At 66.7% G+C, this 24,918-nt stretch carries 18 protein-coding genes; 10 read left to right on the top strand and 8 right to left on the bottom strand.

Annotated elements, in window-relative coordinates; translation table 11 throughout:
* Position 1: 1 nt before the first annotated feature.
* Genes ACT53K_RS04170 through ACT53K_RS04180 form a run of 3 tightly spaced genes read right to left on the bottom strand, consistent with a single transcriptional unit; the run spans position 2 to position 3,371 of the window.
* Positions 2–991: a hypothetical protein gene (locus ACT53K_RS04170; RefSeq protein ID WP_476227296.1), complete on the bottom strand. Its 990-nt coding sequence runs from the start codon at positions 989–991 to the stop codon at positions 2–4.
* Positions 988–2,388 carry a TolC family protein gene (locus ACT53K_RS04175; protein ID WP_476227297.1) on the bottom strand — a complete coding sequence of 467 codons (1,401 nt, stop codon included), beginning with the start codon at positions 2,386–2,388 and terminating at the stop codon, positions 988–990. Before ACT53K_RS04175 ends, ACT53K_RS04170 begins: the two co-directional genes overlap by 4 nt.
* Positions 2,385–3,371 (bottom strand): YncE family protein, encoded by a 987-nt coding sequence (locus tag ACT53K_RS04180; protein ID WP_476227298.1) that lies wholly within the window; start codon positions 3,369–3,371, stop codon positions 2,385–2,387. Before ACT53K_RS04180 ends, ACT53K_RS04175 begins: the two co-directional genes overlap by 4 nt.
* Before the next feature lie 148 nt (positions 3,372–3,519).
* Between ACT53K_RS04180 and ACT53K_RS04185 the strand changes: the two genes are divergently transcribed.
* From ACT53K_RS04185 to ACT53K_RS04210, 6 genes are all read left to right on the top strand, one after another.
* Positions 3,520–4,197, top strand: coding sequence for a response regulator transcription factor (locus ACT53K_RS04185; protein WP_476227299.1), 678 nt, complete (start codon positions 3,520–3,522; stop codon positions 4,195–4,197).
* Positions 4,190–5,521: a sensor histidine kinase gene (locus ACT53K_RS04190; protein WP_476227300.1), complete on the top strand. Its 1,332-nt coding sequence runs from the start codon at positions 4,190–4,192 to the stop codon at positions 5,519–5,521. Before ACT53K_RS04185 ends, ACT53K_RS04190 begins: the two co-directional genes overlap by 8 nt.
* A 266-nt stretch (positions 5,522–5,787) precedes the next feature.
* The gene (locus ACT53K_RS04195) at positions 5,788–8,517 is read left to right on the top strand and encodes a TonB-dependent receptor (protein WP_476227301.1); all 2,730 of its coding nucleotides are present in this window, start codon (positions 5,788–5,790) and stop codon (positions 8,515–8,517) included.
* 141 nt (positions 8,518–8,658) lie between these two features.
* The gene (locus ACT53K_RS04200; RefSeq protein ID WP_476227302.1) at positions 8,659–11,556 is read left to right on the top strand and encodes a TonB-dependent receptor; all 2,898 of its coding nucleotides are present in this window, start codon (positions 8,659–8,661) and stop codon (positions 11,554–11,556) included.
* Positions 11,557–11,649: 93 nt separating this feature from the next.
* Entirely contained in the window at positions 11,650–12,159 is a 510-nt protein-coding gene (locus ACT53K_RS04205) for an RNA polymerase sigma factor (RefSeq protein WP_476227303.1), read from the top strand.
* The gene (locus ACT53K_RS04210) at positions 12,152–13,171 is read left to right on the top strand and encodes a FecR family protein (RefSeq protein WP_476227304.1); all 1,020 of its coding nucleotides are present in this window, start codon (positions 12,152–12,154) and stop codon (positions 13,169–13,171) included. Before ACT53K_RS04205 ends, ACT53K_RS04210 begins: the two co-directional genes overlap by 8 nt.
* Positions 13,172–13,193: 22 nt before the next feature.
* Here ACT53K_RS04210 and ACT53K_RS04215 read toward each other — a convergent pair whose 3' ends face one another.
* The 3 genes from ACT53K_RS04215 to ACT53K_RS04225 form a co-directional block, all read right to left on the bottom strand.
* A complete protein-coding gene (locus tag ACT53K_RS04215) occupies positions 13,194–14,276 on the bottom strand; it encodes an NAD(P)-dependent alcohol dehydrogenase (protein ID WP_476227305.1) in 1,083 nt (360 codons plus the stop codon).
* A gap of 11 nt (positions 14,277–14,287) precedes the next feature.
* Complete coding sequence (locus ACT53K_RS04220) at positions 14,288–16,894, bottom strand: TonB-dependent receptor (protein ID WP_476227306.1); 2,607 nt, start codon at positions 16,892–16,894, stop codon at positions 14,288–14,290.
* A 120-nt stretch (positions 16,895–17,014) separates the two neighbouring features.
* The gene (locus tag ACT53K_RS04225; protein WP_476227307.1) at positions 17,015–17,908 is read right to left on the bottom strand and encodes a LysR family transcriptional regulator; all 894 of its coding nucleotides are present in this window, start codon (positions 17,906–17,908) and stop codon (positions 17,015–17,017) included.
* A gap of 104 nt (positions 17,909–18,012) precedes the next feature.
* On the opposite strand from ACT53K_RS04225, the gene ACT53K_RS04230 reads away from it, so the two are divergent.
* Positions 18,013–19,512, top strand: a complete 1,500-nt coding sequence (locus ACT53K_RS04230) for a CoA-acylating methylmalonate-semialdehyde dehydrogenase (RefSeq protein WP_476227308.1) — start codon at positions 18,013–18,015, stop codon at positions 19,510–19,512.
* 129 nt (positions 19,513–19,641) lie between these two features.
* Here the strand turns inward: ACT53K_RS04230 and ACT53K_RS04235 are convergent, their stop codons facing one another.
* Entirely contained in the window at positions 19,642–19,959 is a 318-nt protein-coding gene (locus ACT53K_RS04235; RefSeq protein ID WP_476227309.1) for a GIY-YIG nuclease family protein, read from the bottom strand.
* A gap of 127 nt (positions 19,960–20,086) precedes the next feature.
* On the opposite strand from ACT53K_RS04235, the gene ACT53K_RS04240 reads away from it, so the two are divergent.
* From ACT53K_RS04240 to mmsB, 3 genes are all read left to right on the top strand, one after another.
* Positions 20,087–21,232, top strand: a complete 1,146-nt coding sequence (locus ACT53K_RS04240) for an acyl-CoA dehydrogenase family protein (protein WP_476227311.1) — start codon at positions 20,087–20,089, stop codon at positions 21,230–21,232.
* A 214-nt stretch (positions 21,233–21,446) separates the two neighbouring features.
* Positions 21,447–22,487: an enoyl-CoA hydratase/isomerase family protein gene (locus tag ACT53K_RS04245; protein ID WP_476227312.1), complete on the top strand. Its 1,041-nt coding sequence runs from the start codon at positions 21,447–21,449 to the stop codon at positions 22,485–22,487.
* 28 nt (positions 22,488–22,515) lie between these two features.
* On the top strand, positions 22,516–23,385 hold the full coding sequence (gene mmsB, locus ACT53K_RS04250) for a 3-hydroxyisobutyrate dehydrogenase (RefSeq protein ID WP_476227313.1): 870 nt from the start codon (positions 22,516–22,518) through the stop codon (positions 23,383–23,385).
* A gap of 112 nt (positions 23,386–23,497) precedes the next feature.
* Here mmsB and ACT53K_RS04255 read toward each other — a convergent pair whose 3' ends face one another.
* Positions 23,498–24,904: an efflux transporter outer membrane subunit gene (locus ACT53K_RS04255; RefSeq protein WP_476227314.1), complete on the bottom strand. Its 1,407-nt coding sequence runs from the start codon at positions 24,902–24,904 to the stop codon at positions 23,498–23,500.
* Positions 24,905–24,918: the final 14 nt, after the last annotated feature.

The following is a 24,918-nucleotide window of genomic DNA, read 5'->3' on the forward strand; positions in this document are numbered from 1 at the left end:
CTTAGTCCTCGTCCGCCGGTACCGGCGCGCGCTCCAGCCCGAGGAGCGTGGTTGCGCCGGACAGAACGATGCGGTCGCCGGGGTGCAGTGCGCCGGCCGGGAAGAACCAGCCGCCGGCGCTGGGCGTGCCGCCGGTGAGCGCGACCCGGGTGAAGCGCCCGTCAGCCTCGGCGCGATAGACGAACTGGCCGCCGTCCGCACGCATCAACGCCGTGCGGGGGACCAGTATGCCGCTCGCCCCGCCTGTACCGGCAAGCATGACCGGCACCACCCGGCCTACGCCCAGTCGTGCCGCGGCCGGGCCGCGCACCAGCGCGAGCATCCCCGCCGACTGCAACTGCGCATCGGCCGTGGCCGCCGGGCCGAGAATCTGCGCCGCCACAGCGTCGCCGCCGTTGCCCAGCATCACGCTACCGCTGGCGGGCAGCGCGCCCGCGGGCGCGTCGATGCGTACCAGCGCCGCCTGTCCGGCAGCGGCGGCATGTACCAGCGCCGAAATCCCCTCGCAGCCGATCCGCGTGAGTCCGGCGCCGAAATCGAGCCCGATACGCCGGCAGGCCAGCGTCAGCCGCGCGCGGTCGGCAGCCAATTGGGCGCGGGCAGCCTCGACATCGCGGGGCGCTGCGCTTTGGTCCTGCCCGGCCAGCGCCGCGAGCCGCGTGACTTGCCGCGCGGAGGCCGCCACCGCTGCCCGCGCAGTCTCGGCATCGGCTGCCAGCGCGGCGAGGGGGCTCAGGTCGAGCGCGCGGGCATAGCCCGTGCCGCCGGCGCCGTGTTGCGTGGCGGCGCTTACCGGCCCGACGACGATCCCTGCCGCGTGTTGGGCGGCCGCGTCGAGCGGCTTGCTGCCGCTTGCGGGCGCGGAGGCTTCAGCTGCCGGCTTCCGCGCGTCATCGTCGGCGTCGTGCAATAGCGGTGTTGCCATGGCCATCAGCATCGCGCCGATCGCGGCGCCTCCCGCAGCCCAGATTGCGGCCGTCCAGCCTTTCATCGCACTTCCTCCAGCCGCTCGGGCCTGATCTTCGTCTCCGGCCCCTCCAGCGGGCGCCGCATCGCGTTTTCGAGCGCGGCATCGGCTGCCTGCACGCGAGCCAGCAGGTCGAGCGCCGCGAGCCGCGTTGTCAGTGCCGCAATCCGGGCATCGGCCCATTCCGCGCGGCCGATCTGCCCCCGGGCAAGCCGTGCCTCGGCCTGGGCCGCAGCGCTGTCCAAGGCCGGCAATTCGCTCGTCTGCAGGCGATTGAGCGCCGCCATTGCCGCGCGTCGTTCGACCAGCGCCGCGTCGATTTCCGCAGCCGCATTCGCCAGCACCGTCTCGATCGCCGCCCCCGCCTCGTCGCGCTTGGCGAGCGCGGTGCGGATCGCGGCGCGATTCCCGTCAAAGCTGGGGAGGGTGAGGTTCAACGCGAGCGGCAGCTTCACCAGCCCGCGCTCCCAGGTATAGCCGGGGCCAATGCTGATGTCTGGATATTGGCGGGCGATCTGCAGCCGCACATCCGCTTCGGTCTGGTCATAGGCGGCGAGCGCACGCAGCACGTCGGCCCGGCTGGTTACGGCCTGTTGTCGCATCGCCGGCGTAACGGCTGCGGCGGGCTCGGCGGCGGGCGCATCGAAGTCGGGCCAGACAAACGCGGTATCGCCCAGCGCAGCGACCGGGATGGCGAGGAGGCCGGCAATCGTCGTGCGCGCGGCGAGTATGCGCGCGCGAGCATCTTCGGTCGCGCGGCGCTCCTGCGCCTGCAGTGCCTTGTAGGGCGATAGCGTTGCCCCCGGCACTGCGCCGGCTGCGATCTGGCGCTCGATCGCGGCAATCTGGCGCGCGCGCAGCGTGCCGATCGCATCGCCCAGCGCGACCTGTCGGGCGGCAATCGCACTGTCGATCAGCGCGCGGCGCATCGCCATGCGTTCGCTCCACAGCGTCTCGGCATAGTCGTCGCGCGCGATGAGCACCGCGAGATCGGCGCGGTCGAGGCGTGCCTGTCGACGTTGCCCGCGGTCGATGGGCAACGTCAACGCGCCGCCCAGCAGCCAGGGCGAGCTGGCGCTGCGATCGTTGGCATATTCGGTACTGAGCGTGAAGCCGGGGCTTGCAGCGTGGCGGCTCGCACGTGCTTCGGCCTGCGCAGAGGCAATGGCAGCGCGGGCCTGCGCCACCTTGGGATCGCGCGTCAGCAGCGCCGCGAACAGTGCGAGCCGGTCAAGGCCGGCCGGAGCCGCCGCGTCCGGGGCGATGCGCTGCGCAATTGCGGCGATGGCAGCGGAGTCGAACTGCGCCTCGGCGCGTGCCTGCACCCGCTGTTCCAGCGCGATCGGGGCGGGCGTATAGCGTGCGCAACCGGCCAGCAGCGCGAGCGCAGGCAGGATCAGGGCGGGGCGGATCGCCGTCACGAAGGCTGGACAACCAGGATGTGGAACGAGCCGGGCAGCGGCACCGGCCGGCCCGTGGCCGGCGCCGGACCGGCAAAGCGCGCGCTGGGCAGATATACGATTCCGCTTGCCGGATCGACCGCACCGGTGCGGGCGCCGACTTCGGTCTTGACCCGGCCGGCAACCGTCACGGCTTCGGCGGAGCCCAGCGACAGCAGATCGAGCACCCCGTCTTCGCCGCAAGGGATGAAGGCGATGCCGCGCGCATCGTCGACGATAACGGCATCCGGCCCATGGCCGATCGGCACCAGCGCGGTCAGTCGCCGGGCGGCGACCGCGACGATCGCAGCCTTGCCATTGGCGCAGGCGCTGATCAGCCGGTCGTGCTGCGCATCATAGCCAAGGCCGGTCGGCCCCTCGCAACCGGGCAGGGCGATCGGCGCCAGCGCCTTGCCGCTGGCAAGGTCGATGACCTCGATGGCGCTGGCATCCTCGTTGTTGACGTAGAGTTTCCCGTCGGCGAGCGCCGCATATTCCAACCCCGGCCGCACTGCGATCGTCTGCACGACTTTGGCTGTCGTAATGTCGATCACCGAAATGCTGCCGCCGACGGCGTTCATCACATAGGCGCGGCTGGCATCGGCGTTGAGAATGGCGGCGTCCGGCTTCTTGCCGACGGCGATCCGGGCGCGCTCCGTGCCGCTGGCCGTATCGAGGATACGGACGCTGTCGTCCTTGCCGCTCGTCACCAGCAGCCGGCCGCCGGGCAGCGGCAGCACGGCATGGCCGCGCGCGACGGCGCCGATCGAGCGGACAGTGCCGGTGCGCAGATCGACTGCGGTGACGGCGTCGGTGCGGGCGACATACAGCGTCGCGCTGGCCGGATCGACACGGGCATAGTCCCAGCCGCCATCCGGCCCCGCGATCGGCGCAGTGAGGTGATAGGCGGGTGTCGAAGGCGCGGCAAAGGCGAGCAGGGCAAGCGCTGAAGCGAACCGCAACATGATGGCATCTCCGGGCAAGGGATGCGTCGTATCTGCAATGATTGGGGCGCCCTAACCAGCGCCCGGGGCGACATTGGGAAAATATAATGTTCGTGGCGTGCGTCGGGGGCTGGCGGAGCGCGCGGGCGCGGCGCAACAAGAGCGCCGCATGCGCCTGTTGATCGCCGAAGACGACGCCGAGACTGCGGCCTTTCTCGCCACCGAGTTGTGCGGGCTGGGGCATGATGTGGTTCGTGCGGCAACCGGCGATGCCGCGCTGGCTACGGGCCTCGAAAGCGCCTTCGACCTGATCTTGCTCGATCGCATGCTGCCGGGGCTGGACGGCGTGGCGGTGCTGCAGCGGCTGCGCGCGGTGCATGTGCGCACGCCGGTGCTGCTGCTGACGGCGCTGGGGGGCATTGCCGACCGGGTCGAGGGGTTGGAAGCTGGGGCCGACGATTACCTGGTCAAGCCCTTCGCCATCGCCGAGTTGGTCGCACGGCTGCACGCGCTTGCCCGCCGCGCGACGCCGGCAGAGGCGAGCATGCGGCTGGAGGTAGGCGAAGTCACGCTCGACCTGCTGCGGCGTGAGGTCTTGCGGGGCGGGCGGGCGATTGCGCTCCAGCCTCGCGAGTTCGCGCTGCTTGAGCAGTTGATGCGCAATGCGGGGCGGATCGTGACGCGCACGATGCTGCTCGAACAGGTATGGGGGTTCACTTTTGACCCCACCACGAACATCGTTGAAAGCAATCTCAGCCGGCTGCGCGCCAAACTGAACCACGGTTTCGCCAGCGACCCGATCGAAACGGTGCGCGGCCTTGGCTACCGGATGCGGGCGGATGGCTGAGCGCCGGCCGAGCGCGGCCTATCGTATCGCCTTCATCTATTCGGCTGCCTTTGCTGCGGCGATGCTGGTGCTGGGCATCGCGGTCTATTTCGCTGCCGATGCGGAGTTCCGTCGTACGCGCGATCAGGCAATCGTCGAGGAAGTTGCTACCCTGGTCAATGAAGGGCGCGGCGGCCATTTGCGCGACGAGATCGCCGCGCGTGAAGCCGCACGGGGGCCGCGCGCCTTTGCCTATGCGCTGTTCGATGCGGGCGGCCGCCGTATCGCCGGTTCGCTCGACACTGCGCCACCGCCGCCGGGCTTTGGCCTCATAACGTTCCGCGATCCGGTGGAGGGACCGGACACTGCCCGCGCGCAGACAGTGGCGTTCGGTGACGGCAGCCGGCTGGTGGTGGCAGTGGATTCGGAAACCATCGAAACGATCGACGCGACGATATTGACGCTGTTCGGCTTCGCTTTTGCGGGCATTGTCGCGCTGGGGCTGGGTGGGGCGCTGCTGCTCGGCCGCTACCTGCGCAACCGGCTCGCGCCGATCCATGATACCGCCCGCGCGATCATGGCCGGCGACCTCGGCCCGCGCGTGCCGGTGGCCGGGCGCGGCGACGAGTTTGACGATGTGGCGTTGGCGCTCAACGCGATGCTCGACCGGATCGGCGGGCTGATGACCAACCTGCGCCAGGTTTCGAGCGATGTCGCGCATGACCTGCGGACGCCGCTGCTTCGCCTGCGCAACCAGCTCGATCAGGTCGGCCGGGTCGAAGGCGCCGCCGAGCGCGCGATCGCGCTGGGCGACGAATTGCTGCGGCTCTTCGCGGCGATCCTGCGGATCAGCGAAGTGGAAGGCGGCGGCCTGGCCAGCGACTTTGTTCCCTTCGATCTCTCCGCGCTGGCGTGCGAGGTTGCGGAGACGTTCGAGGCAGCAATCGTCGACAGCGGGCGCAGCTTCGCTGTGGATGTGACGCCCGGCGCCACGCTGTTTGGCCATCGCGAGCTGGTGGCACAGGCGCTGGCCAATCTGCTCGACAACGCGATCCTCCATACACCCGTCGGCACGCATGTTGCGCTCCGCCTGCGCGCCGATGACAGCGGCATCGCCGTCACGGTTTCCGACAATGGCCCCGGCGTCACTCCGGAGGAAAGGGCGCAACTCACCCGGCGCTTCTTCCGGGGGAGTGCAAGCCGCACCACCCCCGGCAACGGGCTGGGGCTAAGCCTGGTGCAAGCCGTGGCGGAATTGCACGGCGGCCGATTGGCGATAGCGACAGAAGAGGGGTTCGCGGTAACGCTGCATTTTGCGACGACCCGGCGCGGCGACAACAAGTAAAATTTTCTATTTGGATGGGGCTGTTTCGTAATCTGCGTGTCATCCAGAAATATAGACCGGTGCACGCGGCGAGTGGCGCTGGGTTATATTTCTCTAAAAATCCAATCCTTCGATGGGTTTGTGATTCGTAACAATATAGTAATAAAAGTCACGAAAGTTTAACAAAATTCTTCTGTCCCCGTTGGGGAAGAAAACCCCTCTTCCCCGTCGAACCGCGCTTCCTGCGCGGGACATGCGCGACCAAATTCTAGGGGGTTATCCAGATCATGTTGAACAACCGCACCCTTTGGCTGGTGACGACGGCGCTCGGCTGCGCCGCGCAGCCGGCCCTTGCCCAGGACCAGCAGCCCGCCGCCGATGCACCGCAGGAAGTTGTCGTCACCGGCTATCGCGCCAGCCTGGAACAGGCCCGCGACATCAAGCGCAAGTCGGCGATCATCCAGGATTCGATCGCGGCCGACGACATTGCTGCCTTCCCGGACCTCAACCTCGCCGAAGCGATCCAGCGCCTGCCGGGCGTCGCGATCAACCGCGAAGCCGGCGAAGGCCGTCGCATCAGCCTGCGCGGCCTCGGCCCCGATTTCACCCGCGTGCAGCTGAACGGCATGGAAGTGCTGGGCAACGTGGACTCGCCGCAGGACAGCCGCGGCCAGAATTCGCGCGACCGCGCCTTCGACTTCAACCTGTTCGCCGCCGAACTGTTTAACCGCGTCGATGTCGAGAAGTCGTACCAGGCGATCCAGACCGAAGGCGGTCTGGCGGGCACTGTCGGCCTGCACACCGGCCGGCCGTTTGACTACACGGGTACCAAGGCGGTGGTTTCCGCCCAGCTCGGCACCAACACGCTGACCAAGGACGCGCAGCCGCGCTTCACCGGCCTGCTTTCCAAGAACTGGGGCAATTTCGGCATCCTGATTTCGGGCGCCTATAGCCACCGCAACACGCGCGAAGAGGGCTTCGACACCTATCGCTGGCGCCGCAACAAGTCGAACGGCAGCGACATTTCCGCGCTGACGCCGGACCAGCAGGCGAAGGTCAATTCGGGCGATCTGCGGTTTGCGCGCGGCAACCGCCTGTCGGTGTGGGACAGCACCCAGGATCGCCTGGGCCTGACCGCCGCGATCCAGTGGAAGCCCAGCGACAAGATCAACCTCGCGCTCGACGGCCTGTACGGTGAGTTCAAGGGCGATCGCTTCGAGACGCACCTCGCCTCGCGCGGCGGCGGCGGTTCGACCTGGCTGGGCGGCGCGCAGACCTTTGCGGGCGTGGTGTACAAGAACTCGAAGATCAACGCGATCCACTGGAACGACCAGAACGAAGTCGACTATCTCGACGTATCGCAGGCCAACACTGCCACCGAAACCCGCACGCAGAAGACCAAGAACATCTTCAAGCAGCTGGTGCTGAGCGGCGATGCCGAGCTGAACGACAAGCTGAAATTCTTCTTCACCGCCGGTCTTGAGCGTTCCAGCTACAACATGCCGATCAGCGACAAATTCTATCTCGAATCCTATGGCGACGTGATTTCGGATTATCGCGGCGGCACCTATTCGCTGGTCAACACCTATAAGTGGGACACCGGCAACCCTGCGCTGTGGCATGCCCACAATCTGATCATCTCGTCCAACTATCAGGACTCGGCATTCGACACGGCCAAGGGCCGCTTCGAATATACGCTGAGCCCCGACGACAAGCTGTCATTCGGCGGCGAATGGCGCCGGTTCGAGAATAGCGGCTACAGCCGCGGCGGGCAGGTCAACGTCTACCAGACCGAATTCCAGACCGGGAAGGTCAGCGCCAACATCGCCAACTATGCCCAGGTCTATACCGGCTATACCGGCCAGAACTGGGTCGTGGTCGATTACAACAAGGCGCTGAGCCAGCTCGGCATCGATCGCAATGCCTATCTGGGGCCGAAGCTGAGCGTATTCGCGGTCGAAGAGCGTACCGGCGCCGGCTTTGCCCAATATGACTGGGACCATATGCTCGGCAGCCTGCCGTTCCGCGGCAATATCGGCCTGCGTTATTATCGCACCGATCTGACCTCGAGCGGCGTGTCGAGCGGTCCGCTCGGCAGCGGCACCGCCAGCATCAAGAAGCATTATGACGGCGTGCTGCCGGCGATGAACCTGACGCTGGAGCTGCAGAAGGGCCTGCAGCTGCGCTTTTCGGCGGGCAAGAACATCAACCGTCCGACGCTGAGCGCGCTGGCGGCCAATGCTTCGGTCTCGCTCAATGACGATGGCACCTATAGCGTCTCGGTGGGCAACCCGGCGCTGAAGCCGTACAAGTCGACCGACCTCAACCTGTCGCTCGAACGCTATTTCGGCCGGGTCGGCTATGTCGCGCTGGGCGGCTTCTACAAGCATCTCGACGGCTTCATCGCCACCAAGACGCTGTCGAACGTGCCGTACAGCGTCACCGGTCAGCCGACCACGCTGGCGCCGAACCTGACGCCGAACACCATCATCACCAGCTATTCGATCCCGGTGAACCTCGACGGCACCGATCTGGTGGGAATGGAGCTGGCCGGTCAGGCGGACTTCACCTTCCTGCCGGCCCCGTTCGACCATTTCGGCGCGAGCGGCAACTTCACCTATCTCGACGCCAAATATGATTACACCAAGATCTATGGCCCGGACGCGACCCGCACGACGCTGGAAGGCCTCAGCCATGTCAACGCCAATGCGACGCTCTATTACCAGGACCGCAAGTTCGACGCGCGCGTCTCGGTCAATTATCGCAGCGGCTATGTCTATAGCGCCTCGCCGGTTTCGACGAGCCTCGGCAAGGATCAGGACCTGACCGGTTATGCGCCGACCACCTATGTCGATGCGTCGGCGCATTACAACCTGACCGACAAGATCCAGCTGACCTTCGACGCGATCAACCTGACCAACCAGCGCGAGAAGCAATATTCGGACAGCACCCAGCGCCTTTATGTCGTCACCCGTTCGGGCACGACGGTGATGGGTGGCGTCCGCATCTCCTTCTAAACTTCACCGGGGGAGGAACGGTGCGGCCGTTCCTCCCCACCCGGGTTCGTTTCAACATTCTGTCATGTTGCGCTGATAGCCGCGCCTGCGGAGGCAAAAGGTCTGCGCGGGTGTCGGCAACCGTACCGGTGGATTTCGGGGGTGGCGCTGATCGTCGGATCGCTTTCACCCGTTGCGGCGCCGTGCCAGACGCGGATCGCCGCTGGGCGCGTTTCCATCCGCTTCGACATCGCACCCGGCCCCTTGCCGGACGTGCTGCGCGCCATTTCGCGGCAAGCGGGCATCCAGATCGTCACTACCCAGGGGACAACGCTTCGTGTCGTCCGGCCGATCCGGGGCCGGATGTCGGCGGCGGCGGCGATCTCCCGCGCCATTGCCGGTTTGCCGCTTGCCATGCGGGCCGCAGGCAACGGCTATATCGTGCTGGCGGCCCCCATAGCGCCGCCGCCAATACCCGCTGTCCCATCTGAACCGGCCGAGCCGCAGCTGATCGTCGTCACCGGCTATCGCGATGCGGTGCACCAGTCGATTGCGCTCAAGCGCCGCGGCGTCGGGGTGCGCGAGGCGACCCGCGCCGAGGATATTGCCGATTTTCCCGACCGCAACGTTGCCGATGCGCTGCAGCGCCTGCCCGGCGTCGCGATCAGCCGTGACAATGGCGAGGGGCGCCAGGTCTCGCTGCGCGGGCTGGGGCCGCTTTTCACGCGCACCACGCTGAACGGCATCGATGCGCTCGCTACCACGGCGTCCGGCCTCGACAATCGCGGATCGGTCAGCCGCGAGCGCCGCTTCGACTATTCGGTGTTCGAGGCCAGCCTGTTGTCGCAGACCGTGGTGGAGAAAAGCTGGGCGGCCGATGCGGACGCGGGCGGCATCGGCGGCACGGTCGCCCTGCAGACGGTGCGGCCGTTCGACCGGCCCGGCGGCGAAACCCTAGTGTCGTTGCGCGCGCGCGCCGGCGGCAATGGCATGGCGATCACGCCGCAAGCCACGGCGGAAGTGTCGCGGCGCGGCGATCATTGGGGCGTGCTGGCGGCACTATCCTACAGCAGCAACGCTGTTGCCGAATATGGCTATCGCAATTGGGACTGGGCGCCGATCACCTTCGGTGCGGCCAATATCGGGCCGGACATTCCAGCCGACCAGCGCGCGCGGCTGACCGGCACCGCCGGCGCTCCGGTATACGGTCCCCGTGCTGCGACCTATTCGAGCTGGATCAACCGGCTGGAACGCCTCAACCTGGTCGGTGCCGTCCAGTATCGGGGCGACGATGGCTTTGCCGTGGCGCTGGACTGGGTCCATGCGGCGCTGGCGGACCATCGGCACGAATATTCGCTGGCGGCGGCAGGCGCGAACGGCCTGAGCGGCGATGTCGTCGGTACCCAGCGGCTGCTATCGGCAACGATTGTCGGTAACACACTGGCCGCCGCCCGCTATTCGGGCGTCGACCTGCGCACCGAAGCGAAGCGGAGCGAGGACCGGACGCAGTTCGACCAGGCGACCTTGTCGCTGCGCAAGCCGCTGGGCGCGGCGACGGTGGTGGAATTGCTGGCCGGCTATAATCACTCGGCGTTCCGCGGCCCGGTGTTCGACAAGGTGTTTCTCCAGTCGAAAAATCGGGACTTTGCGACCGTTTCGACCGGCGCGACGCCGCGCAACTGGTACGGCTTCGATCCCGCCGATCCGGGGGTATGGGGGCTGATGCGGGCCGATGCGCGCGAGGACGCGATCGACAACAGCAATGCCCAGGCACGGCTGACACTCGAGCGGACGCTTGCACCCGGGCTCAGCTTGCGGGCCGGCGGCAGCTGGCGCCGGTTCGAAAACGGCGGTTATCAGCGGCGAACGCGCGTCGATTATCCCGATGGAGGGGCAGCGGTAACGACCCTGTTCAGCGGGCCGACGCTGGCGCCCTATATCGTCGCCGATGTCGATGCGACCTATGCCGCGACCGGCCAGCGTCGCGATCTGAATGCCAGCGACAATGTTCCGGGCACCGATTACCGCCTGCGCGAGGAGAATGGCGGGGCCTTTGCGCTGCTCGACTGGGACGGGGAGGCGGGCGCGATGCCGCTGCGGGTGCGCGCCGGACTGCGGTATGAGGCCGTGCTGACGCGGTCGACCGGCACCGCCAGCAGCGATGCGCTGGCAGCGCCCATTTCGCGCCGGAGCATCAGCCGCGCCTGGCTGCCTTCGCTGGAGGTGCGGCTGGGGCTTCGCCGCGACCTGTTGTTGCGGCTGGCGGCCAGCCAGAATGTCAATCGGCCCGATGTCGGCGATCTGGCGGCCGCAGCAGTGGTCTCGGTATCGCCCTTTGGCGGTACCATCACGACCGGCAATCCGGACCTGAAGCCGTTCCGCGCCCAGTCGCTCGACTTCGCGCTGGAACAGTATGGCGGCGGCGGGCTGATCGCGCTCGGACTGTTCTACAAGCATATGGATTCGTTCATTACCTCGGTGACGACGGTGCAGCGCTATGCCGATACCGGCTATCCGCTCGCCTTTCTGTTCCCGGGGCAAAGCGCCGGTACGCTGTTCAACGTCATCCGGCCGTTCAATGGTGGCGGCGCATCGATAGTGGGGACCGAACTGACGGTGCAGCGCGAACTGCGGTTTCTGCCGGCGCCGCTCGACCGGCTGGGTGTGCAACTGAACGGCACCTATGCCGATGGCCGGTCCGACGTGGTCTATGGCGCCGTGCCGGTGCGGCTGACGCTGATTGATCTGTCGCGCTGGCAAGGCAACGCCACGCTCTATTACACCGGGCACGGCTGGGACGTCCGCGCCTCGCTCGCCTATCGCGACCGCTATCGCACCGCGATCGGCAATAGCGGCAATATCGGCGAGTGGATCGCCCCCAGCGCCACACTGGACGCCGCCGCGCATATCGCGCTCGGGCGTCGCGCAAAGCTGGTGCTGGAGGGGCAGAATCTGACCAACGCGCCGGTGATCCAATATGCCGATCGCGACGCGCGCCGGCTGCTCGCCTATACCCATAGCGGACGGGTGGTGAGTGCGGGGATTCGCTATGCCTTTTGACTGCCAAACGGGAAGGGGCGCCGCTGATTGTCCCCGTTCCCGTCTGCGCGCACTCTTCCCTCAGGTGACGGTGTTGCCGGAAAGATGCGATTGATGGGGGCGGCAGAAACGCTCGCCGAACATCGGTTGCGCCTGACGGCCTATGTCCGCAGGCGGCTTCGTGATCCGGAGCAGGCGGACGACATCGTGCAGGAGACGTTTGTGCGCGTGGTGGAACAGGAGCGGCGGCAGCAGATCGACCAGCCGCTCGCCTATGCCTTTCGAGTGGCGGATTCGATCGTCTATGCCGGCGCCCGCAAGGGAGCGCGGCCGACCGAGCCGCTCGATCCCGAAATCGCCTGTACGCTGCCGCTGCCGGAGGAAGTGCTGGACTATCGCCGCCGCCTGTCGCGGTTCGAGGCAAGGCTGGCGTCGCTGCCGCCCCTGCGCCGCGCGGTATTCGTCCAGCGCCATCTCGACGGCAAATCGCGCGCCGAAATTGCCGATGACCTGGGGTTGAGCCTGGAAGCAGTTAAAAAACATCTGGTACGCGCGATGGTCGACCTTTCGGATTACGTCGCCCTGAACGAAGACGTGGCCGGAGAGGATGTCGGACATGGTTGAAGAAGAGGTGCTGGAAACGGCCGCCGACTGGGCGGATCGTCTCCCTGAGCTGGATGCGGCCGAACGCCGCGCGCTGATCGGCTGGCTCAACCAGTCCGAGGCGCACCTTCAGGCGTTTTCGCGCATGTGCACCGTGTTGCAGGACCCGGCCTTGCTGGAGGTGCTGGAGGTGCTGGAGGCTGAAAGGCGCGTGTCGATGGCGCCCGCGCCCTTGCCGGAACCGGTGGCGCCGCGATCGGCGCGCGACCGTCGGCTCCGGCCGGTGCTGCGCCGTGTCCGCGGGGTGCGTGTCGCGGCGGTGGCGGCGGGGCTGGCTGCGGCAATTGCCGTGCCGGTGCTGCTGCGGGAAGCGACGCCGCCATCGGCTCCGGTCGCTGCAGTCTCGCGCTTTGCCAGTGCAGTGGGCAAGCGTGAAGTGATCCGCCTTTCGGATGGGTCGACCATGACGCTTGACGCGGTTTCGGCCGTGCAGGTCGCTTTCGCGGCCGGTGCCCGCCCGGTTACGCTGGAGAAAGGTGCGGCGCGGTTCGAAGTTGCGCACGATGCCAGCCGCCCCTTTTCGGTGGCGACTTCGCGCGCAAGCTTCACTGCGCTCGGCACCAATTTCAGCGTCGATACGCTTGCCGATGCTGTGGAACTGCACGTCTATCGCGGGCGGGTGCGGGTCGATCAGGCGGGGCGCGCGCCGCTGGTCGTAACGGGCGGCGAATGGCTTCGCATCGGGTCCACCCCGGCGCGGATTGCGCACTTCGACGCGAAGAGCGACGACAGCTGGAGCGACTATTGGCTGAACGCAGACCAGATGCGGCTCGACGCCGCGCTGGAGCGGATCGGCCGGTACAGTGCCGTTCCGATCCGCCTCGCCGATCCCGCGCGGGGCGCTAGCCGCTTCAGCGGCCGTTTCCGGCTGGATACGCCCGAACAAAGCGCCGCGCTGATCGGCGCGCTGTTCGGGCTGGAGGCGCAGCGCCAGGATGGGGCCATTCTGTTGCGGCCTGCCCGGTCGCGGTAACGGCCGGGCAGCCCTGCGCTGCTCAGCCTTCGTTTTCCATCAGCAATACCGGCTTGATGACGGCGCCGGTCTCGGAGTCGTGCACCGCCTGCTCGATGTCTGCGAACGGGTAGGTCTTGACCAGCAGTTCCATCGGCAGTCGCCCGGCCCGATAGTGTGCGATGAGTTCGGGCACGAAGCGCTGCGGATCGATGCCTCCCTCCACCACGCCGACGATGCGGCGACCCATGCTCATGATGGCCGAGGCATCAATGGCGAGCTTCGGATCGGAGGGATAGGCGCCGACCAGTGCCAGCGTGCCGCGCCCGGCGAGCAGGTCGATGGCGGGCGCAAGCAAGGCGGGAACGCCGGTTGTGTCGACGATATAATCTAACGGCCCTGCCAGCGCATCGAGGCTGGTTGCAGATTCCGTGGCCCCCAGCGCTTCGCCCAGTGCCAGCCGATGCTGATGCCGATCGAGCAGCACGATGCGGCCCGCGCCCGCAATAACGGCCGCCATTACCGCGGCGAGACCGACGGCGCCCGCCCCGAAGATCGCGATCGCCTGCCCCGGCTGGACCTTCAGCGTTTCCAGCACTGTGCCCGCGCCCGTCTGGATGCCGCAGCCGAGCGGTGCCAGCAGGTGCAGCGGCAGGTCTGCATCCACCTTCACCACGTTGCGCTGATGCGCCAGGGCATGCGTGGCGAAGGCCGACTGGCCGAAGATATTGCTGCCGACCCGCGCCTGGCCGCGCCACAGGCCGCCTTGATTGGGGCCTAACGCACCGAGGAAATTGCGCGGGAAAAATTCCGGGCAATAGCCGGGCTGGTGATCGTGGCAGGCGGGGCAGGTGCCGCAGCTGTCGAAGCTGAGCAGCACCCGGTCGCCGGGGGCGAGGCCGGCAACTGCCGGCCCCACCGCTTCGACCACGCCGGCGCCTTCATGCCCGAATACAGCAGGGAAGGGCACCGGGAGCGCGCCGTCGCGCATCACCATATCGGTGTGGCACACGCCGCATGCCACGATCCGCACCAGCACCTGGTCGCCTCCCGGTGGATCGATCCGCAACCGTTCGATCCGGAAGGGGCCGCCCGCTTGTTCGGTGACGGCTGCTGCGATTTCCATAAAAAGGCTCCTCAGAATTTGAAGCCGAACCGCGCATACCATTCGCGCGGGCGGTTATAGGTGCCGAAGAACGCGCCGACCGAGACATTGGAATTGCCGGAGGTCAGGTAGCGATTGTCGGTAAGGTTGGTGCCGCCCACCGTCAGCGTCCAGCGGCCATTCGGCTCCTCATAGCCGACGCTGGCATTCACCTGATCGGAGGCGGGACGGTACAGCAGATAGGTTCGCGCGGTGTCGTTCCAGACGCCGCTGGCATGGCTCCAGTCGGCCAGCAGGATCACCGATCCGCCATTGGCCAGCCGTGTTTCGTAGCGGGGGCTGACGCTGGTCTTCCAGTTGGGCGTCTTGGGGAGCGGCGCACCGACCGCCGCGCCGGCCTGGAAGGGGCTGGGGCCGCTCACCGCCGCCGCCGTGGCCGATACCCGGGTGTAATAGGCGTCGATATAGCCGAGCGAGGCATTGATCGTCAGCCCGCGCACCGGGGCTGCCACGGCCTCCACTTCGAACCCGCGGATGCGGGCGTCACCGGCATTGGCGATGGTCGGCGAGGTGCCGATCTGGATGTTGAGCTGGATGTCCTTGTAATCGGTGGTGAAGGCGGCGGCGTTGAGCTGCAGCTTGCGGTCGAGCAGGGTCGACTTGATGCCGGCTTCCCAGGTGGTTGCCTTTTCCTCGTTGAAGTCCGGCGCTACGGCGCCTTGCGGGTTGGTCAGGCGGGTCGTCCAGCCGCCGGTCTTGTAGCCCTTCGACCAGCTTGCATAGAGCATCACATTGTCCTGCGGATGCAATTGCAGGCCCAGCTTCGGCGAGAAATTGCTGAAGCTCTTGTGGTTCACGCCGGGCACATAGACCCGCACCGGATTGTTGGGATCGGGATAGCCGAGCCCGGTCTGGCACGTCACGGGCGCGAGCGGGAAGGGGCCGTTCGGGGTGATGTTACCATTGGCGTCGGTGCAGCCGAACAGCTTGTAGTTGAAGCCGTTCAGTTCCTGCTGGCCGCCTTCGAACTGCTTCTTCTCATTGGTGTAGCGGCCGCCGACAGTGATGCCGACCAGGTCGATCGGGCGATAATCGATCTGCCCGAACGCCGCGAAATTCTCGGTCTCCAGCCGGTTCGGGCCGTCCACCTGCACCAGTCCTTCGGCGAAGGTGACATAGTCGTGCAGATTGCCGGCTTCCTTGAAATAATAGCCGCCAAGGACGTAGTTCAGCTTGTTGTCCAGCGCCTTGCCCAGCAGCTGCACTTCCTGGCTGAACTGCCACTGGCGCATGGTGAAGCTGAGCTGCAGGAAGTTCAAAGGGGAACCATCGGCATCGAGCCCGGCCGCCCATTTCAGTTCGCGATAGGCCGTGATCGACTTCAGCGAAATCGACTTGCCCAGATCATAGTCGAGGACGCCGGAAAAGCCCCAGTTCTTCAGGTCCGAAAAGCTGTTGCCGGTGGCATAGCTCTTGTCCGGATCGGCGATCAGGTAGCGGCTGTCCCAGGGCAGGCGATCATTGTTAGGATTGTTGTCGACATTCACCCCGGCATAGCTGGGAAGGCGCCAGCGCGGGTTGAACTGCGTGCCCGACACGCCGCACAGCGCCTGGGCATTGCGCGCGGCGATCTGTTGCTGCGTCGCACCGATGCAGAAATTGTACAGTCCGGCGAACAGGAATCCGGTGGTGCCGGTGGGATCGAATGCCGTGCCGGGCAGGTCCGCTGTGCCGGCGAAATTGCCGGGCACCGTCTCTGCCGTGCCAAGCAGCTTGTTGGCGCTGGTGCCCTTGTCGCGGCTATAGTCGCCTGACAGCGTCAGGGTGAGCGGTCCCCCATGGTTCCACTTCAGCTTGCCGCGCAGGTTCCAGTTGTCGTTGCCGCCTTCGCGACTGCTGTTGCCATAGCCGGCTGCGGCAAACCCCGTGTAGGACGGCGAATTATTCGCCCGGGGATCGGGATAGGGGATGCGCTGCAGGAAGCCGTCGCGCGTCTTGACGCCGAAGCTGAGGATCGAACCCAGCCCCTCGGCAATGGGAATGTCGACCGCGCCGCGGGCCTGGAGCAGGTTGTAGCTGCCCGTCGTCACATCGCCCTGCACCCGGAACTCCTTGCCGGGATCGCGCGTGACGATCGAGATCGCGCCGCCGATGGTATTGCGGCCGAACAGCGTGCCCTGCGGGCCCTTGAGCACTTCGACACGCGAAACGTCCATCAGATCCTGGTTGGCGCCGACGGTGCGGGCCAGATAGACGCCGTCGAGATAGAGGCCGACGCCCGGGTCGATGTTGAACGCGAAGTCATCCGATCCGATGCCGCGGATATAGGCCGAAAGTACCGCGGGGGAGCCCGAAAAGGGCGTGCCGGCATCGAGATTGACGTTGGGTGCGATGGCCGAAAGCTGGGCGACGCTGCCCACCGCGCGTTCCTGCAGCGTGTTGGCGCTGAAGGCCGAAATGGCGATCGGCACGTCCTGAACATTTTCCGCGCGCTTCTGCGCGGTGACGACGATTTCGGCGATGCCGCTGTCCGACTGGGCTGCCGGTGCCGGCGCGGCAGGCTGCTCGGTCGACTGGGCGAATGCGGGCGCGGCCCATGCCGTGGACGCAAGCAAGACCGTTGCGAAACGAATGCGCATATCCTCTCCCCTTGTGAACTGCACCTTTTGGCGCTTGACGGGGAGGCTAGCGGCGTATCGGCCGATCGTCTTGGACCAGCGCGAACTGCGATCAGGACGGATGCGAACCCGCGCAGCCCTTCATTCGGGCGGCAGGAGCAGCGTGCGATAGGTCTGCACGGCCTCCGCCAGCCACTCGCGTCCGGCGCGGACGCGGGCGAGCTGGTGCGAATCCTTGTGCGTCACCTGCCAGAAGGAGCGCAGGATGCGGCGCTCGGGCAGCACCGGCACCAGCGCCGGATCCGCCCTGCCGATAAAGGCCGGGAGCACGCCGATCGCGACCCCGGTGCTGACCATCCGATACTGTGCATTGATGCTCGAGGAGCGCAGGTGCGGCGTCAGCCCCTCGCAGAATTCGTCGAGATAATGGAGCTCGGGCGCATAGATCAGGTCGGGAATATAACCGACAAAGCGATGCCCCTCGCGCAGGTCCGCCGGCATGCGGGGGGTGCCGAATGTCTCCAGATAGGCGGTCGTTGCGAACAGCTGCAGCGCATAGTCCGACAGTTTCTGCGCGATCACTGGCCCCGCACGCGGGCGGGATAGCATGACGGCAATGTCCGCCTCGCGCCTCGAGGGAGAAAGAAAGCCGCTGTTCGCGACAAGGTCGAGCGTCAGGCGGGGATGGAGCGCGCTGAAGGCGGCGGCCTGCCCGGCGAGCAGGCGACTGCCGAATCCTTCTGGCGCGCTGATCCGCAACGTGCCCGATATGCCGGGAAAGCGATCGCCGCGATGGGCCTCGATCTCGTTTGCCGCGAGGGCGATCGTCTCGGCGCGTGCCAGCAGGGCCTCGCCCGCCTCGGTGAGTATCTGGCCTTCGCGCGTTTGCTCGAACAGCGTCGCGCCCAGCGTTGCCTCCAGCCGGCGAAGGCGTCGCGCGATCGTGGTGGCGTTGACGCCCATCACCTTGCCGGCGCGGCCCATCTGGCCGGTGCGCGCCAGCGCCAGGAAGGTTTGCAGATCGCGCCAGTCCATTGCCTGCATTTTTGCAGATGCTCCCTGCATTCTTCGTCATTGCGAGCGAAAATGCATATTCCTACAATCGGGCAAAGCAAGGCGGGTTTTTGGAGAGGATTGCCATGCATATCGTCGATCACGTCATCGTCGGCGGCACTGCCGGACTGGCCGCAAGCCGCAAGGCGCCGGTGTTCGATCCCAATACCGGCGCTGTGCAGGCCGAGGTGGTGCTGGGTGGACAGGACGCGCTCGACCGTGCCGTCGCGGCGGCCCAGGCTGCGCAGCCGGGCTGGGCGGCGACCAACCCGCAGCGCCGCGCGCGGGTGATGTTCGCCTTCAAGGCGCTGGTTGAAGCGAACATGGATGCGCTGGCGCACATGCTCTCGATCGAGCATGGCAAGGTGTTCGCCGATGCCCGGGGCGACATCCAGCGCGGTCTGGAAGTGGTCGAATTCTGCTGCGGCATCCCGCACGCGCTGAAGGGCGAATATACGCAAGGGGCAGGGCCGGGCATCGACGTCTATTCGATGCGCCAGCCGATCGGCATCGGCGCCGGCATCACGCCGTTCAACTTCCCGGCGATGATCCCGCTGTGGATGGGCGCGGTGGCGATGGCGACGGGTAATGCCTTCATCCTGAAGCCCAGCGAGCGTGACCCGTCGCTGCCCAACCGACTGGCCGAACTGTGGCTGGAGGCGGGGCTGCCCGAGGGGATTTTCCAGGTCGTCCACGGCGACAAGGAAATGGTCGACGCGATCCTCGACCATCCCGCGATCGGCGCGGTGAGTTTCGTCGGCTCGTCCGACATCGCCCATTATGTCTACCAGCGTGGTGTTGCGGCGGGGAAGCGCGTTCAGGCGATGGGCGGGGCCAAGAACCACGGCATCGTCATGCCCGACGCGGACCTCGACCAGGTGGTCAACGACCTGTCGGGCGCGGCGTTCGGTTCGGCGGGCGAGCGCTGCATGGCGCTGCCTGTGGTGGTGCCGGTGGGCGACGAGACAGCAGAGCGGCTGAAGGCCAAGCTGATCCCCGCGATCGAGGCGCTGAAGGTCGGCACCTCGACCGATCCGCAGGCCCATTACGGCCCGGTGGTGACGGCACAGCAAAAGGCGAATATCGAACGCTGGATCCAGACCTGCGTCGACGAGGGTGGCGAGCTGGTCGTCGACGGGCGCGGCTTCACACTGCAAGGGCATGAGAACGGCTTCTTTGTCGGCCCGACGCTGTTCGACCATGTGACGCCGGACATGGACAGTTATCGCAACGAGATTTTCGGGCCGGTGCTGCAGATGGTGCGGGCCAAGGATTTCGAGGAAGCGCTGACGCTGCCGAGCAAGCACCAATATGGCAATGGCGTCGCGATCTTCACCCGCAACGGCCATGCCGCGCGCGAATTTGCGGCGCGCGTGAATGTCGGCATGGTGGGCATCAACGTGCCGATCCCGGTGCCGGTCGCCTATCACACCTTCGGCGGCTGGAAGCGCTCGGCATTCGGCGATACCAACCAGCACGGGATGGAAGGCGTGAAGTTCTGGACCAAGGTGAAGACCGTCACCGCCCGCTGGCCCGATGGTGCCGGCGACGGCAGCAACGCCTTCGTAATCCCGACGATGGGGTGACGGGGGGTGGCGGCGTCCCTCTCTCCATGTCTGTCATCCCGGCGAAAGCCGGGATCCATTGGGGTCGCCGTAGCGGCGCCAGCCCCGGCGGAGTGGCGAATGGATCCCGGCTTTCGCTCGGATGACGCCTCAAGGTTCAATGGCATTCAGCGGCGGAAAGCCAAGGCTGATGGCGAGGTCTTCCCAGAACGGGTTTGCCTTCTCGATCAACGCCACCTTCCAGTCGCGCTTCCATTCTTTGATTTGTTTCTCGCGTCGGATTGCTGCCGTCATATCGCCGCCGACTTCGTACCACACCAGCCGTTTGACGTCGTTGCGCTTGGTAAAGCCGGGGATGGCACCCGTGCGATGCTGGTGGATGCGGCCCATCAGGTCCGACGTGATTCCCGTATAGAGCGTGCCATGGCGTCTGCTCGCGAGGATGTAGACGCAGGGCAACTTTTCCATTCCTCCCTCCACCGTCATGCCGGCGAAAGCCGGGATCCATTCGCCACTCGGTCGCAGCAAGAGCCGCGTCGGCACCCCCAATGGATCCCGACTTTCGTCGGGATGACAGCTTGAGACAACAGGCACGATGACCCACCAGTTCGACCTCACCGACGACCAGCGCCAGATCCAGGAGATGGCGCAGAAGTTCACCGCTGATGCGATCACCCCGCACGCGGCCGAGTGGGACGAGAAGCACATCTTCCCGCGCGAGACGATCAAGGCGGCGGCCGAGCTCGGCTTCGCGGCGATCTATGTCTCGGAGGAATCGGGCGGCATCGGGCTGGGCCGACTGGAATCGGCGCTGATCTTCGAGGCGATGGCCTATGGCTGCCCGTCGACCAGCGCGTTCATCTCGATCCACAACATGGCCGCCTGGATGATCGACCGGTTCGGCGCGCAGGCGGTGAAGGACAAATATCTCCCCAGCCTCGTCACCATGGACCGGCTTGCCAGCTACTGCCTTACCGAACCGGGCTCGGGCTCGGACGCGGCAGCGCTCAAGACGCGCGCGGTCCGCGACGGCGATCACTATGTGGTGACCGGCTCGAAGCAGTTCATCTCGGGCGGCGGCGAGAACGACCTGTACCTCACCATGGTTCGCACCGGGGAGGACGGGTCGAAGGGCATTTCCTGTCTGGCGATCGAAAAGGACATGCCCGGCGTCAGCTTCGGTGCGCAGGAGCGCAAGCTCGGTTGGCACTCGCAGCCGACCGCGCAGGTCATCCTCGATAACGTTCGGGTGCCGGTGGAGAATCTGGTCGGCGCCGAGGGGGAAGGTTTCCGCATCGCGATGATGGGTCTCGACGGCGGGCGGCTGAACATCGGCGCCTGCTCGCTGGGCGGCGCGCAGCGCTGCCTCGACGAGGCGATCCGCTACACGCAGGAGCGCAAGCAGTTCGGCAAGGCGATCGCCGATTTCCAGAACACCCAGTTCACGCTCGCCGACATGGCGACCGAGCTGGAGGCCGCCCGGGCGCTGCTCTATTTCGCTGCTGCCAAGGTAACGGCGGGCACGCCGGACAAGACTCGCTTCGCCGCGATGGCCAAGCGGCTGGCGACCGACACCGGTTCGTCGGTGGTCGACCGCGCGCTGCAGTTGCATGGCGGATACGGCTATTTGATGGATTATCCGATCGAGCGCTTCTGGCGCGACCTGCGCGTGCATTCGATTCTGGAGGGCACCAATCAGGTGATGCGGATGATCGTCGGCCGCGATCTGGTGCGCGAATGAGCGGGGGGAGCTTTGGTTTTCACGCGAAGGCGCGAAGGCACGAAGATTTCGTTCGCGCAGAGGCGCAGAGGACGCAGAGATGTTGGAACTCGGGGCGGCGGCGGCCGCCTATCAGACCTAGATCTTACGCCGCTGGCGCGGCGGAGGGGCTTCGCTTCGGAGCGAACCACTTCCTTCTTCTTTGTGCCTTCGCGCCTTCGCGTGAGATACTGAAATGACTGACCTCCTCACCCAAACCGACGGCGCGGCCGGGCGTATCCGCCTCAACCGCCCGAAGGCGCTGCACGCGCTCAACACCGCGATGTGCCAGGCGATGCTCGATGCGCTCGATGCGTGGGAGCATGACCCGGCGATCCGCATCGTCCTGCTCGACCATGCCGAAGGCCGCGGTTTCTGCGCCGGCGGTGACATCCGGCTGATCGCGGAGAGCGGTGCGGGCGACGGCGCGGCGGCCGCGCACTTCTTCCACACCGAATATCGCCTCAACCACCGGCTGTTCACCTATCCCAAGCCGATCGTCGCCTTTGCCGACGGTATCGTGATGGGCGGCGGCGTGGGGATTTCGCAGCCCGCCCGCTGTCGCATCGCCACCGAGAACACGAAGTTCGCCATGCCGGAAACCGGCATCGGCCTGTTCCCGGATGTGGGCGGCGGCTGGTATCTGTCGCGCCTGCCAGGCCATATGGGTGAGTATCTGGCACTGACCGGCCACCGGCTTGACGGTGCCGAATGTCTTGCGCTGGGGCTGGCGACGCATTTTCTGCCGGCAGAGGCGCTGGAGACGGCCAAAGCCGCCATCCTCGCCGATCCCGAACAGGTGGAGTCGATCCTGACCGGGCTGTCCGCGCAGGCGCCTGCGGCAAAAATCCTCGATCAACAGCCGGCGATTGACCGGCTGTTCGCCGACGAGACGGTAGAGGCGATCTTCGCCGCGCTGGAATCGGATGGCGGCGAATGGGCCACCGCCACCCTTGCCACGCTGCGCACGAAATCACCCCAGGCCTGCAAGGTGTCGCTGCGTATCGTACGCGAAGGGCGTGCCATGCCTGATTTCGCGGCCGAGATGGCGCAGGAATATGCCGTCGCCACCCGCGTCTGCCGTCTGCCCGATTTCGCCGAGGGGGTCCGTGCGGTGATCCTCGACAAGGACAATGCCCCTCGCTGGGATCCGGCGACGCCGGAGGCGGTTACGGCCGAGCAGATCGACGCGATTTTCGCGCCGCTGCCCGCGCAGGAAAAATGGAAGCCGCTGTAAGCGGTCGGGTTACTGGAAGGATGGCCGTATGAGGATCGCGTTCGTCGGGCTGGGCAATATGGGCGGCGGCATGGCCGCGAACCTGGCCAAGGCCGGGCATGACGTTCATGCCTTCGACCTGTCCGCAGAAGCGCTGGACCGCGCCGGCGCCAATGGTTGCGCGACGCACGCATCGGTGCGCGAAGCGGTTGTGGATGCGGAGGCAGTGGTCTCGATGCTGCCCAATGGTGCGATCGTCGAGCGGGTCTATACCGAAGAGGTGATCGGCCATGCGCCGGCCCATGCGCTGCTGCTGGACTGCTCGACCATCGATGTCGCCACCGCACGGCGCGTGGCGGAGGCGGCGCAGGTGGCGGGGCATGCGATGGTCGATGCGCCCGTTTCCGGCGGGATTGCCGCGGCCAACGGGGGTACGCTCACCTTCATGGTCGGCGGCTCCGCCCAGGCCTTTGACCGGGCCGAACCCATCCTGTCGGCGATGGGCAAGGCGGTGATCCATGCCGGTGCCAGCGGGGCAGGGCAGGCGGCCAAGATCTGCAACAACATGATCCTCGGCGCTACGATGATCGCGACGTGCGAGGCGTTTGCGCTGGCCGAAAAGCTGGGGCTGGACCTGCAGACCTTTTTCGACATTTCCAGCAAGGCGTCGGGCCAGTCCTGGTCGATGACCAGCTATTGCCCGGTACCCGGTGTCGGCCCGCAATCGCCGGCCGACAATGGCTATCAGGGCGGGTTCGCGGCGGCGCTGATGCTCAAGGATCTGACGCTGGCGACCGAAGCCGCCGCCGATGTCGGTGCGCAGGTGCCGATGGGCACCCGCGCCCGCGAACTCTACGAAGCCTTCGCAGCGGCCGGGCAGGGGGGCCTGGACTTTTCGGCGATCATCCGGTCGCTGTAGAGGGGGCTTGTCCCGCGCGGACTGAAAATCGCTTCCCCTCCCTTGCAGGGAGGGGAGCGAAAGATGCGAAAGCATGTCCTGCTACTGAAGAGAGTGGGGCATCTTCCCTATTTCACGCTCGCGCCTGCCAGCCGCCGCCGAGTGCGCGGAACAGGTCGACCTGGGTTTCGGCAATCGCCGCATCTGCGGCTGCCAGCGAAGCCTGGGCATCAGCGAAGGTGCGTTCGGCATCGAGCAGGTCGAGCGAGTTGATGTCGCCCTCTGCCTGCCGCGCGCGGGCGATGCGCACGGCCGCTTCCGCCTCATTCAGCGCCGCTTGCAGCGCAGTGCGTCGTTCGAGCGCGCGCGCATAGGCAGACAGCGCCGTCTCGGTTTCCTGCAGCGCTGTCAGCATCGTGCCGTCGAAGGTCGCGAGCGCGACCTGCGTGTCCGCCTGCGCGGCGGCGATGCGGGCACGGGCAGGGGCGGGATTGACCGACCAACTGATCAGTCCGCCCAGCAGCCAGCGTAGCGGACCTGCGCCGAAGATGTTGCCGAAATCGTTGCCGGTCGATCCGCCCGAGCCTCCCAACGTGATCCGCGGATAGAGATCGGCCGTGGCGACGCCGATCCTGGCCGTGGCGGCGGCAAGCCGGCGTTCGGCGGCACGGATGTCGGGACGGCGGGCAAGCAAGGTCGCGCCGTCCCCCACGGGAATCGGCTGGTCGAGCCGCAGTGTCGTGCGGCGCTCGCGGGCTTCCGGCGGCAGCTCGGCGGGGGTCTTGCCGATCAGCGTGGCGAGGCGGAACAGCGCCGCGTCGCGTGCGGCGGCGAAGGCGGGCACGTCGGCCTGGCGCTGGTTGCGCAGTGCCGCGATGCGCGCGACATCGAGCCGGGTCGCCAGCCCGACATTGCGGCGGCGCTGGGTCAGGTCGATCGACTGGTCGAGCAGCGCGACGATGTGCTCCGCCACGGCCAGCCGCTCGGCAGCGGAGACGGCATCGGCATAGGCGCGCGCGGTATCGGCGGCGACGATCACCCGCACGGCATCGGCATCGGCCTGGGCGGCGGCGACATCGCCGCGCGCCGCCTCGACATTGCGGCGGACGCGGCCGAACAGATCGACCTCATAGTTGACGCTCAGTCCGGTATCGACCTGCCAGTCGTCCATCGGGGCACCGACCGGGCGCTGGCTTGCCGGCACGCGGCCATAATTGGCGCCGGCGCTCGCATCGACCTGGGGCAGACGATCGGCCGTGGCGCCGCGCAGTGCTGCCCGGGCGCGCTCGATGCGGGCGACGGCGACGCGGATGTCGGTATTGGCGGCCAGTGCCTTTGCGACCAGCCGGTCGAGCACGGGATCGTTGTAGAGCCGCCACCAGTCTCCCTCCACCGGCGCGGTGGTGACGGCCGGGCTGGTGGAGAGGAACGCACCTGCCGCGCTTTGCGGGCGGGCGGGGGCGGTATAGTTCGGGCCGGCGGCGCAGGCGGAAAGCGCCAGCGCCGAGACTGCGGCCATCATGGATGCAATGCGTTGCATGCGTAATCTCCTGC

Source organism: Sphingomonas sp. DMC8, from assembly GCF_056314185.1.